Source organism: Megasphaera hutchinsoni, assembly GCF_001553405.1.
Taxonomy (GTDB): Bacteria; Bacillota; Negativicutes; order Veillonellales; family Megasphaeraceae; genus Megasphaera; species Megasphaera hutchinsoni.
Map to the genome: position 1 here is coordinate 15374 of NZ_KQ960925.1, position 14765 is coordinate 30138.

19 protein-coding genes and 1 tRNA gene are annotated in these 14765 nt (G+C 43.3%); all 20 read right to left on the reverse strand.

The window, feature by feature from the left end:
- On the reverse strand, positions 1-948 hold the full coding sequence (locus HMPREF3182_RS00125; RefSeq protein ID WP_062484813.1) for a tRNA (adenosine(37)-N6)-threonylcarbamoyltransferase complex transferase subunit TsaD: 948 nt from the start codon (positions 946-948) through the stop codon (positions 1-3).
- Positions 945-1370, reverse strand: a complete 426-nt coding sequence (nusB, locus tag HMPREF3182_RS00130; protein WP_007392917.1) for a transcription antitermination factor NusB — start codon at positions 1368-1370, stop codon at positions 945-947. The genes HMPREF3182_RS00125 and nusB overlap by 4 nt, the downstream gene beginning before the upstream one ends.
- Before the next feature lie 8 nt (positions 1371-1378).
- Positions 1379-1768, reverse strand: a complete 390-nt coding sequence (locus HMPREF3182_RS00135) for an Asp23/Gls24 family envelope stress response protein (RefSeq protein WP_062484815.1) — start codon at positions 1766-1768, stop codon at positions 1379-1381.
- Positions 1769-1830: 62 nt separating this feature from the next.
- Positions 1831-2388 (reverse strand): elongation factor P, encoded by a 558-nt coding sequence (gene efp / locus HMPREF3182_RS00140; protein WP_007392844.1) that lies wholly within the window; start codon positions 2386-2388, stop codon positions 1831-1833.
- Positions 2389-2402: 14 nt separating this feature from the next.
- Positions 2403-3470, reverse strand: coding sequence for a M24 family metallopeptidase (locus HMPREF3182_RS00145; protein ID WP_062484817.1), 1068 nt, complete (start codon positions 3468-3470; stop codon positions 2403-2405).
- A 63-nt stretch (positions 3471-3533) separates the two neighbouring features.
- Positions 3534-4250, reverse strand: coding sequence for a pseudouridine synthase (locus HMPREF3182_RS00150; RefSeq protein WP_062484819.1), 717 nt, complete (start codon positions 4248-4250; stop codon positions 3534-3536).
- Positions 4251-4258: 8 nt separating this feature from the next.
- The gene (gene cobC, locus HMPREF3182_RS00155; protein ID WP_007392866.1) at positions 4259-4912 is read right to left on the reverse strand and encodes an alpha-ribazole phosphatase; all 654 of its coding nucleotides are present in this window, start codon (positions 4910-4912) and stop codon (positions 4259-4261) included.
- Between the two features lie 24 nt (positions 4913-4936).
- The gene (gene cobS, locus HMPREF3182_RS00160; protein WP_007392907.1) at positions 4937-5683 is read right to left on the reverse strand and encodes an adenosylcobinamide-GDP ribazoletransferase; all 747 of its coding nucleotides are present in this window, start codon (positions 5681-5683) and stop codon (positions 4937-4939) included.
- Positions 5680-6243 (reverse strand): bifunctional adenosylcobinamide kinase/adenosylcobinamide-phosphate guanylyltransferase, encoded by a 564-nt coding sequence (gene cobU / locus HMPREF3182_RS00165; protein WP_062484821.1) that lies wholly within the window; start codon positions 6241-6243, stop codon positions 5680-5682. The genes cobS and cobU overlap by 4 nt, the downstream gene beginning before the upstream one ends.
- Before the next feature lie 74 nt (positions 6244-6317).
- The gene (locus HMPREF3182_RS00170; protein WP_007392926.1) at positions 6318-6806 is read right to left on the reverse strand and encodes a MogA/MoaB family molybdenum cofactor biosynthesis protein; all 489 of its coding nucleotides are present in this window, start codon (positions 6804-6806) and stop codon (positions 6318-6320) included.
- Between the two features lie 363 nt (positions 6807-7169).
- Positions 7170-8561, reverse strand: a complete 1392-nt coding sequence (locus HMPREF3182_RS00175; protein ID WP_062484907.1) for an S-layer homology domain-containing protein — start codon at positions 8559-8561, stop codon at positions 7170-7172.
- Positions 8562-9195: 634 nt separating this feature from the next.
- Positions 9196-10167 (reverse strand): helix-turn-helix domain-containing protein, encoded by a 972-nt coding sequence (locus tag HMPREF3182_RS00185; protein WP_007392819.1) that lies wholly within the window; start codon positions 10165-10167, stop codon positions 9196-9198.
- Positions 10168-10218: 51 nt separating this feature from the next.
- Positions 10219-11025, reverse strand: a complete 807-nt coding sequence (locus tag HMPREF3182_RS00190; RefSeq protein ID WP_007392816.1) for a pyridoxamine 5'-phosphate oxidase family protein — start codon at positions 11023-11025, stop codon at positions 10219-10221.
- A gap of 291 nt (positions 11026-11316) precedes the next feature.
- Positions 11317-11853 (reverse strand): sigma-70 RNA polymerase sigma factor region 4 domain-containing protein, encoded by a 537-nt coding sequence (locus tag HMPREF3182_RS00195; protein ID WP_007392883.1) that lies wholly within the window; start codon positions 11851-11853, stop codon positions 11317-11319.
- 63 nt (positions 11854-11916) lie between these two features.
- Positions 11917-12138, reverse strand: a complete 222-nt coding sequence (locus HMPREF3182_RS00200; RefSeq protein WP_007392835.1) for a DUF2922 domain-containing protein — start codon at positions 12136-12138, stop codon at positions 11917-11919.
- A 49-nt stretch (positions 12139-12187) separates the two neighbouring features.
- On the reverse strand, positions 12188-12388 hold the full coding sequence (locus HMPREF3182_RS00205; RefSeq protein ID WP_007392814.1) for a DUF1659 domain-containing protein: 201 nt from the start codon (positions 12386-12388) through the stop codon (positions 12188-12190).
- 14 nt (positions 12389-12402) lie between these two features.
- Positions 12403-12942 carry an N-acetylmuramoyl-L-alanine amidase family protein gene (locus HMPREF3182_RS00210; RefSeq protein WP_062484823.1) on the reverse strand — a complete coding sequence of 180 codons (540 nt, stop codon included), beginning with the start codon at positions 12940-12942 and terminating at the stop codon, positions 12403-12405.
- Positions 12926-13159 (reverse strand): hypothetical protein, encoded by a 234-nt coding sequence (locus HMPREF3182_RS00215; RefSeq protein ID WP_036257680.1) that lies wholly within the window; start codon positions 13157-13159, stop codon positions 12926-12928. Before HMPREF3182_RS00215 ends, HMPREF3182_RS00210 begins: the two co-directional genes overlap by 17 nt.
- Entirely contained in the window at positions 13156-14037 is an 882-nt protein-coding gene (locus HMPREF3182_RS00220; protein ID WP_062484825.1) for a phage replisome organizer N-terminal domain-containing protein, read from the reverse strand. The genes HMPREF3182_RS00215 and HMPREF3182_RS00220 overlap by 4 nt, the downstream gene beginning before the upstream one ends.
- Positions 14038-14596: 559 nt before the next feature.
- Positions 14597-14673 (reverse strand) — tRNA-Arg (locus HMPREF3182_RS00225).
- Positions 14674-14765: the final 92 nt, after the last annotated feature.

Here is a 14765-nt window from a genome sequence, read left to right on the forward strand (position 1 = left end):
TTAGCCTCTTTCTTGCCAGGCCGCCCAAAAAGCGGCACCCGCACTATTATCAGAACTATATCCGGGAGGTGCTAAGACAAGTTGAATGCCTCTTTGTTGACAAAAGGCTTCCATCTGGCTGCGAATATACCTATTCGACATGACCCCTCCTACGGCAACTAAACGCGTCATCCCCTGTGCAAGTGCCGTTTCTAATAAGCGAACAAGCCCATTCCATACCGTCACCAGCGTCCACTTACAATAATATGCATGCGGATGCCTTCCTTTTTTTATCTCTCTTTGCACCTGCGATTCCGGTCCGGAAAAACTAATATACCCATCCTTAAAAAACACGACATCCCCTTTTACTGCTTCTCGTTCAGCTAGTGCCTCTTGCTCCACATGCACACCCGCAGGAAAGGAAAAGCCTAAGGCTACGCCGATGCGATCAATAAATTGGCCCGCACTCACATCACTCGTACCGCCGATACAAGTTGCCTGCCACACCGCAGACTGCCGTAAGAAGCGAATTAACTCGGTCGTTCCTCCCGATACGTGCAACGCAAAAAACGGCTCTTCCCATACCGCCCCTAACGAACGCATAGCTGCTAACACATGATTTTCTTGGTGACTAATCGTATATAAGGGTATCCCCAATAAAGCAGATAAAGAACGGCCATAGCCCAATCCGGCTAAAAAAGCCGGCATATACGAATGTTCATTACGCCTCGGCTGATTCGTCACGCCTATGCCCGCAACCGCATATTGTTTAAACAACGGACGCAATCGTTCAAATAATTCAGGCAGATTACGCGTATGTTGATAAACCATATTCGATTGTGACAAACCACGCTTACCGACCGGCACTTGCAACACTTTACGGACATCTGCTAACACCCGAAACTTCGCATCTACCAGACAAAGGGAAGTCGTATAACAACTCGTATCAATTCCTATAAATGCTTTCATCGTGTTCTCTTCCTGTAAAACGTTCCTAACATCCCATTAATAAACCGAGCCGCTTTTTCACCGCAAAACTCTTTTGCCAGCATAACCGCTTCATTCAAGATGACCGCTGCAGGGATTTCTTCTGTATTATACACCAATTCCGCTAAGGCTAACCGCATGATATTTTTTTCCGTATAATTAAATCGCGTAATATCCCAATCGATAGCCAATTCAGAAATAATCGCATCTAATTCCGCTTTATGGTCAGTCACCGTCTGCACTAACTGCGTAACATAGGATGCGAGCGGCGCTGTTTGCTCACTCCCCTCTGCGACAACATCATCCAATATTTCTCGCTCTGCAAACTGCACATCTCCCGGCAAGTGAAATTCCCGCGAATATAAAATTTTTAACGCTTCCTGTCGCTCTTTATGTCTACTCACGCTACCTATTATCCCCTTTCACCGTCGCCATCACCGCTTGTCACCGGATGGTCAAAATCAATGCCCTGTACATCAATATGCACCGCGCTTACCTGATACGCCGTCATCTGTTCCACCTCGTGTTTCACCTTTTGTTGTACTGCTAAAGCCACATCAGGTATACGAAAACCATAACAAATAACCAGCCGTAACGTAATCTCCACTTCCTGCTCATGTATCATTATCTCTACACCATACGCGGGCTTATGGCGTCCCATTTTAAGGGCTGCCGTTTCCGCAAACGTTGCCTCTAAATCAGCTACCCCCGTAATGGTTCGTGCCGCCTTAGCCGCCAGCAAGGAAATCGCTCGCTGCGAAATATGAACATCTCCCCACTTAGCCGTTATTTCCTTATCCATACCTATCTCCCTTAAATTCACAAAAAGCGATGATACACTCATCGCTTTTTAAAACCGCTGTATTATGCTCTACCCATATATTCGCCCGTACGCGTATCAATTTGAAGTACTTCCCCTTCATTAATAAAGAGCGGCACTTTAACCACATACCCTGTTTCTAACTTCGCCGGCTTACTGCCACCTGTTGCCGTATCACCGCGTACGCCCGGATCCGTTTCAATAACCTTTAAAGCCACAGCAGCCGGTAAATCGATGCCAATAACCTTCCCTTTGAACATCATCACGGATACAGTCATATCTTCTTTTAGAAAATTAATTGCCGTACCAAGATTTTCCTTATTCAATTCAATTTGATCATACGTTTCATTGTCCATGAAACAGTACATGCCGTCATTTTCATATAAATACTGCATTTGTCTACGATCAACATGTCCATCTTGCACTTTTTCACCGGCATTCCAAGTTCTTTCTACAACGGCGCCCGTTTCCAAATTTTTAATTTTCGCCCGAACAAAGGCTGCTCCCTTGCCCGGTTTTACGTGTTGAAATTCAACAACCTGCCATACTTGACCATCAATTTCAATCGTAACGCCTGGTCGAAAATCATTACTTGTAATCATCCTTAAAATTCCTCCTAAACCAGTTCCATCAATTCTTTTGATGTCTGTGTTAATAATTCACAGCCTGTCGCTGTAATGGCAAGGGAATCCTCAATACGGACACCATATTTGCCTTCTATGTATAATCCCGGTTCTACCGTAACTATCATATTTTCTTTTAATGTTTCCGTAGACCGCGGGGATAATACCGGTGCTTCATGAATTTCTAACCCTGTTCCATGTCCTAACGAATGCGTAAAATACCTTTCTACCCCATGTTGTGCAAAAAACGCTCGTACTTGTGCATCTATATCCCGACAAGAGGCCCCCACATGAAGTAACGACACGCCCAGGCGTTGCCCTTCCTGTACCAACGCATACCATTCCTTTTGTTCCGTTGAAGCACGCCCCATAACAAGCGTACGCGTCATATCAGAATGATAGCCATGGCACACGGCACCGAAATCGAACGTCACAAAATCGCCCACTTCAATCACTTTATCCGTAGCTGTACCATGAGGCATAGCCGAACGGGTACCTGATGCCACAATTGTCGTAAACGATTTTTCTTCTGACCCCAACAAAAGCATCTTACTTTCTAACATCGTTGCCACTTCACGCTCCGTCATACCTGCGTGAAGTTCCGCTACCGTTTGGGCAAACGCCTTATCGGCAATAGCACACGCACGGCGTGTATAGGCGATTTCAGCCCGTTGTTTAACGGCTCGCAAGGACACCACATCAGCAGGAACAAAGGAACTTGTCGTTTCTTGTGCTAAGGCTTCATACATAAAATACGTAAGCCCCTGTGGTTCATATGCCACGGTCGCCACCTGTTCAACCGTCAACGTCCGGGCAATACAAGATGCCAATTTTCCTTGATGATTTTTAATTTCATATAACAAGCCGGCTTGTTGGGCCGCTTGCTCTAAATAGCGTGCATCCGTCCATAATTCCGCTCGTGTTGCCGTAACGACAAGTGCACCTTCGCCACCCGTAAACCCACTAAAATAAAGGATATTTTCTGGTTGCAACAACAACACAGCCGTAGCTTGAATGGACTGCATATACGCTCGTAATCGCGTTACATTTTCTTGTACCATTTATGATTCTCCTACATCTACTGTACATCTTATCATACCATATTGAAACTATTTTGAATAGAATTATTTACATACAAAAGGTAACTCTCTTTCTTCTGCTGTTAATTTTCTCCATGCACCCATAGGCAAGGTATCATCTAGTACTAATCCCCCAATAGCACGGCGATGCAAGTGACACACCCTAAGCCCTACGGCTGCACACATCCGTTTTATCTGATGATACTGCCCCTCATAAATGGTGATGTCTAAGACATTCGCTTCCTGTATCTGCACCTGTGCGGGCTGACAAACCGTGCCATCACGCAACACCAAGCCAGCGGCAAAGCACGTTTGGATATCCGCAGGGATCTGGCCTGCAACAACGGCTTCATACTTTTTCGCCGTATGTTTTTTAGGCGACATAATACGATGGGCCCACGTCCCATCATTCGTTAATAGCAACAAGCCGGTCGTATCCTTATCCAAGCGGCCGACAGGAAACACACCGGCATGAGCATATAGCGGGGGCAATAAATCCACGACGGTTTTTTCCTTTTCATCACGCCTAGCCGATATAACGTCCTTCGGCTTATGCAACAGGAGATAATAATGGGCTTCATACGAAAGTACTTTCCCCTGCACGCGAATATCAACCGCTTCGGGCTGCACGAGCAAGCTACTATCCCTGCAAACCACGCCATCCACCGTTACATTCCCCTGTTTACAAAACGCCTTTATGTCTTTGCGACTACCATATCCACTATGACTTAATATCTTATCTAACCGCATTGATTTTTTCATCTTCCCACCTATAATCTATTCGTATTCGTCCAATTCGTTTGACACCCCGTAGTGCCTTCTAAATGAGCAATACCATTAATCAATGTCGCCACATTCCGCTGACCATAATACTCAATGATATTATACGCCGTATTATACTGTTGAAACCGCCAAATACGTGACATTTCCAAATCAAGTAAGCCAAACAACATACACCGAATAGAAGCTCCATGCGAAGCAATCATCACCTGATCGCCATCATGATGTTGCTGCATAAGCTCATGAATTTTCGCTACCGTCCGTTCCTTGACATCACAAAAAGATTCGCCGCCCGTGGCACGCTGCGTACCATGAGAGCGATAAAAGGCATCAATTTCACCGGGCCACAACTGCTGAATTTCTTCGTATGTATGCCCTTCCCATGCACCAAAATTAATTTCGCTTAATTCCGCATACGGTTGTACCTTAAGACCATGCGGTGCCGCAACAATCTCCGCCGTTTCTTTGGCCCGCGAAAGGGTACTACTATAAATCGCCGTAAAGGGAATCGACGCAAAATAATGACTCAAGGCCTTTGCTTGTGCTCGCCCTCGCTCATTTAAGGGGATATCCGTTGTTCCTTGATACCATCTATTCACATTGCCATCCGTCTCACCATGACGAACTAAATATAACCTAATCATCCTACATTCCTCCCATATATATGATTACCCTATGCCTACTTGTGGTAAGACTACAGCCAACCCCAACAAAAGCATTTCTATTAACTCCACCACGGCACCATACGTATCGCCCGTAAGGCCACCTAAGAGCGACGTAATATATCGATTCACCACTAAGGAAATACATATAGAAAACCCAAGTAAAACCAAATAAAACATGCCCCCCACCACACAGGGAAGAAGTGCCAACACAATAGCCCCCCCTAACGTATATGCCGGTGCATAGGTTTTAAAAATCTGCCCCAACCCCGTTTTACGTGCATAGGGAAAACAAGAAACGCCCGTAACCGTGGCCAGCCGTGCGGCTGCGGGAACCCCCACCAAGACGCTACTCATAAGCCGCGGTGACACATTCGCCAAAAAGCACACCTTCAACAATACGAGAAAAACAAAGGCCATCACGCTATTTGCCCCGACATGACTATCTTTTAAAATAGCAAGCATCGTCTGCCTATCCCGTCCTGAGAAGATGCCGTCCGCCGTATCCATATAGCCATCCGCATGAATGCCCCCCGTAAGAAAAAGCCACGTTCCCGTCACGATAATAGCTACGTAAAACGAATCCAGCCACTGTATCCATACGGCATACCAGCCCCACAACAGCAAGCCGAGAACCATCCCGACAAGCGGAAAAAAGACAAGACAACGCCCAAAGCGTTCATTCGTCCATATGACGCCCTTCGTAACGGGAATCCGCGTTAAAAATTGCAATGCTACTAAAAATGCTATCATAAAGACTCCTTAAGAACCACTTGCTGCTGCTTAATTTCCATGGTAATACCACTAACCGAAAAGTACACCGACTGTGCCTGCTGTGCCAAATACTGATTTACCTTCCCGGCTATATCTCGATATAACCGCGTCATCGCATCAGCCGGTACAATCCCGCTCCCTAATTCATTGGTCACCATAATCAGCGACTTATAATCATACGAAAAAAAATCAGCTAGCAACTGTTTTATATCTGCTAAAATATACGTTTCAAGCTCATCATCAGGATGCGTCCCCCAAACATTTGCCAAATACAAGGTAATACAATCCACCAACACGACATCAGCCGTTTGCCATAATAGCCGTACCGTCGGTGCTAACCACGATGTCGTCTCCACGGTCTGCCAGGCAGCCGATCGCCGCTTAACATGCAAGGCCACTCGTTGTTGCATTTCCTCATCATCTACGCGTGCCGTTGCTACATATACATGCCTGCCTGGCAGGGTCATCGCCAAGCGTTCGGCAAACTCGCTTTTACCGCTCCTCGTACCGCCCGTACATAAAAAAAAAGATGATTTCATACGACTCCTTTCTCTCTTCTACCGTCAAAAAACGTTTCCTCTTCGATAAAAAAGAGGAAACGCTTACATACCACTTATTTCTTTATTTCTCCATACAAATGATTGGCTTCCGGTAAAATAATCTGTTCCATGCCTATTTTAATTAAACTGGGCAACCCCGGTAAGGCAAATACCAAACATTGATGAATTAACCCTGCTACCGAACGATACGCTAAGGCCTCCACTCCGCACGAGCGGCGATACGCAAAGAAAAGCAACATCTCTGCAAAGCCGGGAATCGTCTTTTCCATCATCGGCGTAAGCGTTTCCAAGGTCACATCCCGTTCAGCTAAGCCTGTTCCACCACTAGTAATAACCATATCTACACTGCATACCCATTCATGAATATGTCGTGTAATGGCATCACGATCATCCTTAACAATAGCATAATCCACGACATGATGCCCATAATTCGTAAGGGCTGACTGAATCATTAAACCATTGGTATCATCAGAAAACGTACGACTATTACTAATCGTCAATATGGCCGTACGTAACGGTCGTTCTCCCTTCCGTTCCAGCAATTCACTCCCTCCTTTATTCCGTTGCAACTAAGTGTCTTTTTTTATTATACCATTGATACGGCGTAAAGAAAATGTCTTTTTTATGGCAAGATACATTTATCAAAAAAATATCCCCGTCCTTATTCCTGCACAATACCCCCACAAAAGCATGGTCCCTACGCTATATTCTTACGGTATGCATGTACCTGAACCGAAAAAAAGGGTAACCCTATGTCCTCCATGCAAGGGATAAGCCATATAAAATACACAAGGGATAAGCCATAAAAAATACGGCGTAATCAGTATCATTACTAATTACGCCGTATATCGGGTGAAATTATATTCCTATATAAAAGCACTTACAAATGTGCTTTCCAGTCCTTATTAGAACGAGAAGTTCAACGAAACTGTCGTATATTCTGCCGGTGATTCAACCGTCGTCGTTGTACCGCCATCTTTCTTTTCGCCCGAAACCTTTTTATTGATGTACTTCGAGCCTAATGTTTGAGCTGCTTTTAAAACAACATTCTTAGAAAGGGTGTAATCTACCCCAATGCCCCAAGATTTAACATTTTCCGTATCTGCACGCCATGATGCGGAAGAGTTTCCTACCATTGCACCATCTTCAGCGTGGAGATATTCTACCCATGCATCCCAGCTACCAGCTTTTTCTTGATCTACATCATTAAATTTGAGTTGACCAACCCATACAGCCGGGGATTCTTTTTGACCAGCTTTTTTAGCTGCATCTTTAGCCGTTTTGGTCTGGTTAACCTGTTCGTAATTAACCATAGCACTTACATTGCCGCCTACTTTAGCTGTAGCATAAGCACCCCATAAAGATTCGGCTTTTAAGTCATCAAGTTTATTGAAGCTATTATAATATACGCCGGCTGCGGCACCATCACCGAAGAATCCTTCTACTTCACCAAAACCAGTTTTTACTTTCGGGTTCGAAGTAACTAATTTACCATAACCTGCCGTAATAGCGAACTGATCATTTTGCTGTTTAACGATAGCACCGTCTAAAACGTCACCATATTGATAGCCATAAGCATTACCCATGGTGTATCCATCAATACGACCAATTTGTAAATTCAAGCTATCCGTAGGTGCATATTCGATATTTGCATTGTTAACAAAGGCATGCAATTCATCTGCTTTAGCATCGCTGGCAAATCCCTGATCATCCGTAAATACACCGAAATGCACGGTTGTTTTATCATTGACTACGGCATCTGCATTTAAATGTACATTGTAATCCCACGCTGCATCACCAGATATTTGAGCGTCTTTTTTTGTCTTGGTAGCAGCACCATCAGCAACAAATTCGTTAGCCTTTTCTCCCGCTTTCCATTTCTGTGCTACACTTTCTTCTCCGGCTTGATGACGGAAACGAACCCGTGCATCACCCGAAAGTTTTACCGTGCCTACACGAGATTCCAAATCGGAAACACGTACGCCCAAATTATTCAATTCGCTTGCAAATTCTTGTGCTAAACGATTGATAACAGCACGTTGTTGTGCATTTGCACGATTCGCATGTGCCAACGCTTTAGCCGTGATTTCAGCTGCTTCATAACGAGTAATGTTACGATTACCTTCAAAATGTTTGCCATCTACACCCTGGATAATACCGGAGTTAGCAATAGAAACAACAGACTGATAAGCCCAGCTATCAGCAGGAACATCAACAAACGGGTTAGCTGCAAAAGCACATGTAGCACCAACAGCCATCGTAGCTACTAACGCAGCTAATACTTTGTTTTTCTTCATGACAATCAACCTCTTTTCATAAAATAGTTGATGTTGTCCTTGCTTTCCCATGAAGTTCATTGGCGAGTATTCCTTGTTTCCTCTCTTTTACTATTCATGGTCTACCGACAACATCATACTGTATCACTTTAGTGATACAGTCATTATAACACACTTTACTATATTGTCAAACTTTTTGAATGTTATTTTCATTAATATGCGTCCTTTTCTGTTTTCTCATTACGTTTAGGTTACGGTAAATCACTGCTTTCTCGTATCCCTTCCTAAAAAAAGGTCTTACAAAATAGAAAAAAAATTCATTTATATTACCCTATTGCTCGTTAGTAATTCCCAAACATGCTGTATAAATACTATACTTTTATTATAAATAGCCCTTTTATCATTTTCTTTACACAAAAAAAGCACAGCCGACAAAAGATTGCCTGCTGTGCTCTTTTTGTAGGTTTCGCAATCGAAATGGTAAAGGAGAGGGGTCCTATGGGGTAGTGCCATTTCATCATTACGAAACACTATTATCATTACGGGGATAATGATAATTACAGATATAGTATATCCCATCCCTATTACCAATTCTACTCCAAACAGTCACAAAATAATCCATTTAGACATTTATTTTTATTTTATTTCTTTTGTCTTATTCCTGAAATTTTTTTCTATACTCTTTCGGCAACATGCCCGTTCCTTTTTTAAAGGCCACAGCAAATTTACTGCTATTTTCATATCCCACATGATTGGCAATAGCCAAAATGCTCTCATCACTTAATTGTAACTTCCGCTTGGCTACGGCAATACGAAAATCCTTAATATATTGCCCAATCGTACTACCATACACACTTTTAAAACACCGTTTTAGCGTTGTAGGTGCAATACCATATTTTTCCGATAACCGTTCAATCGTCACGCGTTCTTTCATCCGCGAAGTTAATTCCTCATGCACGGCTTTTACTACATCAACCTGACGTTTTGTCAAATACGTGCGTTGTGTTTCCTGTTCCGGTTTAAGCGTACCCAAAAAGAGCAAGATTTCTAGCACCTTTAACCGCGTATAGCGAAAGCGAATCGACTCAGGCACATGATACAATTCATAAAACAAGTGTTTCATATTCGGATTTTCGTCCAACAACAGGCCAAACGATGAATGCCCACAAAAGCGATTGCACAACGCGCTCAACTCCAACGCGGGATCATCCAATAATTGACGAATCGTCGCTTCTGCTTTTCCCACATCTATCTTTAACGATAACCCGCGATAAAAAGAAGAGGGAAAATACGATGTATGGCAATACTCGCCATGATCACGCCAACTAATCGACATATCCCCACGACTCATATACAAATACTCGCCATTATTGAATTGGCACTCGACCCGCCCGTCCTCGCAATGATTAATAGCAAAAACATTGGGTAATGGCGGTCCCCCAAACGAAAACGACTCAATATGTGCGTCAATATACATCACATCTACCCCGGGAAATACGGGACAACGCGTAAGCGTCACTTCGCCTTCCTTATTTTTAAAAGAAACAATCGTTCGTTCCTTAGTCGATTCAATAACTTTCATGTCCCCCATACCATTTACATGCATTTTTTTTTCGCAATCTGTCATATTGGCCCCTCCCGTTAGGTTTTACCGCTACTACCTTCTTTCCTCTTGCTACTAAGCAAACACATATATCTGACTAGGTGCTTTATGTTCTTTCATAAAGCCGCCCCACAAAAAGCGTGCTTTATGCGGTGTAATTTCAATAACATGCAACATGACGGCCATCTTGTTTAATTTTTCCAACGTAAGCCCACGTGCCGCCGCAATACCGGCATATTCCTCATCATCCGGTTCGATGAACCGTGCTGTGCCGTCTATTTGCAAACCACCAATCGTTTGAAAATCCGTAAACGGATCAAATATGGACACACTCGCATAACGATTGCGATACAAATACGCAAACTTTCTACCGCCTTCACTAAACATATACAACTTACCCTGATGATAAATATATTCAATAGGCGTAGAATGTACATTTTCACCCCAGCCCGTCGCTAACGCACACGTATTATGGGCCTGTAAAAACGTTTCCATTGCCTGTAATACATCGGGATCATTTTTATGCGGCAGCTTAATCGCTCTCGTCATCCCTTCAGCAGCAACAATCGCTTCCTGTTCCAACACCGTTTTATCAACAAAGGCCGTAAAGGAAAAATCGCCTAAATTAGGAATATTCATCATATATTCAGCATGACTTCCTACTACTACCAAACCCAACCATTTTGGATGATCTTCCGGCATCGCATAGGTTGCTAACGCAGCCACTTCATTTTCTTCCAGCACGAATACCAACCGTCCGTACGACTTCATATTCACCGTAGCTGCTAAGGGTGCATACCGTCCCATGCATACAATACTGCTCATCATACATGCCACCCGCTTAGCATCTTCTCCTTTATACAAAAATAATGAATTTGCCATATTATCGCCCCCATGTTAGTTACATAATAAAACGTATCATATTTATTATGAAGACATCGATAGAAATTGTCAATAAAAAAACATCAGCACGAAACATATTTCCCTCATTCCCTTCCCCCGGACAAAACAACTACCTCCCCCTTTCCCATTATGCGGCCTTGTGCAAAAGCATGATCCCCGCTTCATCATAAAAGACCTCCTCGCGCCTAAAAAAGGAGGCCTCTTATACTACCGTTTTTCCTTATACACACATCACCGGGAAACGTAGATTGACAAGTTTAACGCTACGTGTTATTTTTTCCATTCCCTACGCAGTTCCTCCAGCAACCGATGAACAATACGGCTAGCTTTTTTGGCAGTGATGTTATATTTTTTCCCTAAATCTCGAAATGTATAAGATCTATGTAGATAATCACGAATAATGTCTTTTTCCATAGGAGTTTTATCTTTGATCACTTCTTCAATAAAGTATACTAATTGAGCATACGCAATATCATCAACCGGACAAACGAAATATTGCACTTCTTGTTGCTCTCCTTTACGTAATTGCATCCGCATAAGGAGGGTACGCCGTATCTCTCGGCGAACGGCATTACTCATTTTACTAAAGAAATAATAAACAGCTTTCACGTCACTGGCTAAATCGTATTCTTTCGCCCCCTCAAAAACAGCGATAGTACAAATACTTTGGATCTCATCTTGTTCCAAAATATCACGATGTTGCCTGGTTAGCTTCCACATGAAAGGTTGAAACATCTCAATTAATGTACCCACGTTGCGCATATCACCTTGTTGCATTTCTCGTATATAGTGCCTTATTGTGTCCATTGATCTAACCTCCTTAAAATGAGGGGTGCCGCCAGGATATAACGGCACCGCCATATTCTTTTATTAGGCTATCGGTTCTACTGTACGACGTACCATGATCGCCTCTTTTAAGGTCATTAAGTCATGCCCGTCTACGGCAAAAATCTTCGCTTCTAACAGCGTTTTTACGCCTTCTTCTACGGCTTGTTTCGTTAAATCATTTTTCGGTTTTTTTAACGAATAGCGTACGCATTTGCCTGTTTCCGTTGCCAACGCAATTTGTAGGGTACTAGTAATTTTATTCATCTACTCCACCTCCTTTCTTCATGACACCACCTGCTGACACGTTATTAGCTTAGCCTTCAATTTTCGTGTCCACGATTTCATGCACTTCTGTCACATCACCTTCTTGCCATGCACCCACAGCCTTGCCTACGGCATAAATTTGCTGTGGATTAGCATCGCTTTTCAGCTTCGCCATCGTAAACGAATGGTTTTTACCATTAGCTACCATGCACACTTTCATTTTTGCAGTTACGCTTTTTTGTTCTGACATATATTTCACCTCCTTTAGCCCTTTTGTGCGTGATTCGTTAGGGTCGGATATTGCATGATCCCTGTGGCAATAGCTTTGGCACAGGCATCTTCTTTCCCTGTATACATACGCACATCAGCATTATTATCAATAAAACACGGTTCAACTAAGACGGCCGGCATGATCGTTTGTCGGAGAACGAACAGCTCCATTCGTTCCTTAATCCCCCGATTAGGCAAGGGCAATACAGCGTGTATATGGGAAAGAATGATATGACCTAAAAGTACACTCGGCGGTGTATTGCTCACGAATACCTCTGTCCCACTGGAACGCGTATTAAATGCATTAAAATGCAAGGATACAAAGAGATCTGCCCCGCTTTTGTTGGCGTGTTCACAAACCTCATAAAGATTGTCTTGTTGTTCCATTTCGACTGTCACTTGTTGCTCTTCCAGATAGCGTTTGACACGAGTACCCAAGTCGTATGCCCAATCGCATTCCCGTAATTTAAGCGTACGATTGATGGCCCCTGAATCAAGCTTGCGATCGTGTCCCGGATTAAGAAATACTTTCATCGTTTTGCTCCTTTCGCGTAGTTGTTCCGTCTTGCTGGACGGACATTTGTACGGCTGCCTCTTGCCCACCAAGGGCAATACCTACGAGGGATGTATCTCCCTCGCCGGTCTGCCGTCGAGCCTGCGGAGAAATAGCATAGCGGTCAAAGATAAAGCGTATAACATACACCATGATCTCTCCTACGGGACTCCTTAAGAATTGAATTATTTTGTTCATCCTGTCTCCTTTCTTTTTATCGTTGATGCCGCCCATAAAGGGGTAGCACTAATAAACGTTTCTAACCGTTCGTCACCTCGCCGCATCCGTGTAAACCAACGGCTTTTTTTCTGCACTTCCTTACAGTATGCTTGATACGCATGATGAATTTCAATGCCATACGTACTTCGCTCTTCCTCCGTAATATCATCCACACAGCGTTTGATGTAATCTGCTTCCGTAAAGGGCATGTATATACGCGGTTTTGGTGACGTACGCTGCGGCGTCGGTATGGATTCCGGTACGAGGGTAAAGTTCTCTGCCAAGGTTTGACGACAAGCCGCCAACATCGTTTTTACTTCCCCTTTCGCTTGCGTAAAGGGATAGGTATCACGCGGCGACATCTTGCGTAGGGCCGTCTTTGTCGGTGCTGCCGCTTTGGTAGCAGCAGTAGCCCCGGTTACCGCTTTGGTAGCAGCTGCTGCGGGTGGTGTCACCGACGTTTTCGCTGCTGCGGGTGGTGTCGCCTGCGGACTGCCCACAGCACGTGACCGCGACACATCCCGTTTGCTCACGGTTACGCCTTGAATTTCGTCCCAAACCAACAACGTGATAACCCCATTTTCATCACGACTAATCAATTCCAGCGACTCAAACAGTGCTAATGCTTCCATGATAAAAGCCGTTTTTTTACGCAATCGCATGGCAAAGGTTTTCATCGCTACGGGTACACTACCCGTCACGCTGATTCTACCGTGATCATTTACTTTACCTGCGAGAGCCCGTAAGTAGATCCAAAAAGTAAATAACTCGGCACCTCGTTTTTGTTCTAACATATACATCATGCGTGGATCATCCATGATCCCGATATCGATTTTTAACCATTGCAGTCGTTGCATTTTCGCTCGCTCCTTTGGGTTTACGTGGTTGGGAAATTTACCCTTCTACTATTTATTACCATCGAGCGAGGAAAAAGGGACACTTTTTTGAAATTACATAAATTTTCTTTTTCTCTTTAATTTTATACGGTATTTTCTATAAAATATTAATTTTTATATGATAATTTATCATAGAACAAAAGATATTATCCTTCTGCTTTATGTTTCTACTTTCTTTAGGGGTATTTTTTTATCATGCTTAGTTAATTTAATTTATTGGTTGAAAAGATCAAATTTTTATTAATTTATTTTATTTTTTCTTTTTCTCTTTTCTTCTTCTTTTCTTATCTCTTCTTATCTCTTCTTATATAAGAGATAAAAAAAAGAAATGGCTTACCTAGGGGATTTATGCCTAAGCAAACAAGCATACTGTGGGACGCTGACACACACATAACACGCTGCGGACATAAGATATACATGTGGACAAGGCGTGTTCTCCCCTTGTTTTAGATGACTATATATGCAAAAAAAAAGATAAAAAAAAAGATGTTACAACCAATGGTTGTAACATCTTTTTCTCTGGTGACCCGGTAGGGATTCGAACCCTAGACCTACTGATTCGTAGTCAGTCACTCTATCCAGCTGAGCTACCGAGTCACGTTTAGTGACTTATTTATTATACATAAATCATTATACCTTGTCAAGGAACAAAAAAAGACCCCGGCTAGAGGCCTCTTTTGTTGTATGGA

Excerpts from the sequence above, each read along its gene's own strand:
- HMPREF3182_RS00195 (WP_007392883.1), bottom strand. The coding sequence starts at position 11,853 with ATGGACACAATAAGGCACTATATACGAGAAATGCAACAAGGTGATATG.
- HMPREF3182_RS00150 (WP_062484819.1), bottom strand. The coding sequence starts at position 4,250 with ATGAAAAAATCAATGCGGTTAGATAAGATATTAAGTCATAGTGGATAT.
- HMPREF3182_RS00125 (WP_062484813.1), bottom strand. The coding sequence starts at position 948 with ATGAAAGCATTTATAGGAATTGATACGAGTTGTTATACGACTTCCCTT.
- HMPREF3182_RS00145 (WP_062484817.1), bottom strand. The coding sequence starts at position 3,470 with ATGGTACAAGAAAATGTAACGCGATTACGAGCGTATATGCAGTCCATT.
- cobS (WP_007392907.1), bottom strand. The coding sequence starts at position 5,683 with ATGATAGCATTTTTAGTAGCATTGCAATTTTTAACGCGGATTCCCGTT.
- cobC (WP_007392866.1), bottom strand. The coding sequence starts at position 4,912 with ATGATTAGGTTATATTTAGTTCGTCATGGTGAGACGGATGGCAATGTG.
- HMPREF3182_RS00210 (WP_062484823.1), bottom strand. The coding sequence starts at position 12,942 with ATGAAAGTATTTCTTAATCCGGGACACGATCGCAAGCTTGATTCAGGG.
- efp (WP_007392844.1), bottom strand. The coding sequence starts at position 2,388 with ATGATTACAAGTAATGATTTTCGACCAGGCGTTACGATTGAAATTGAT.
- HMPREF3182_RS00215 (WP_036257680.1), bottom strand. The coding sequence starts at position 13,159 with ATGAACAAAATAATTCAATTCTTAAGGAGTCCCGTAGGAGAGATCATG.
- HMPREF3182_RS00185 (WP_007392819.1), bottom strand. The coding sequence starts at position 10,167 with ATGACAGATTGCGAAAAAAAAATGCATGTAAATGGTATGGGGGACATG.
- HMPREF3182_RS00205 (WP_007392814.1), bottom strand. The coding sequence starts at position 12,388 with ATGTCAGAACAAAAAAGCGTAACTGCAAAAATGAAAGTGTGCATGGTA.
- HMPREF3182_RS00200 (WP_007392835.1), bottom strand. The coding sequence starts at position 12,138 with ATGAATAAAATTACTAGTACCCTACAAATTGCGTTGGCAACGGAAACA.
- cobU (WP_062484821.1), bottom strand. The coding sequence starts at position 6,243 with ATGAAATCATCTTTTTTTTTATGTACGGGCGGTACGAGGAGCGGTAAA.
- HMPREF3182_RS00175 (WP_062484907.1), bottom strand. The coding sequence starts at position 8,561 with ATGAAGAAAAACAAAGTATTAGCTGCGTTAGTAGCTACGATGGCTGTT.
- HMPREF3182_RS00220 (WP_062484825.1), bottom strand. The coding sequence starts at position 14,037 with ATGCAACGACTGCAATGGTTAAAAATCGATATCGGGATCATGGATGAT.
- HMPREF3182_RS00190 (WP_007392816.1), bottom strand. The coding sequence starts at position 11,025 with ATGGCAAATTCATTATTTTTGTATAAAGGAGAAGATGCTAAGCGGGTG.
- HMPREF3182_RS00135 (WP_062484815.1), bottom strand. The coding sequence starts at position 1,768 with ATGGATAAGGAAATAACGGCTAAGTGGGGAGATGTTCATATTTCGCAG.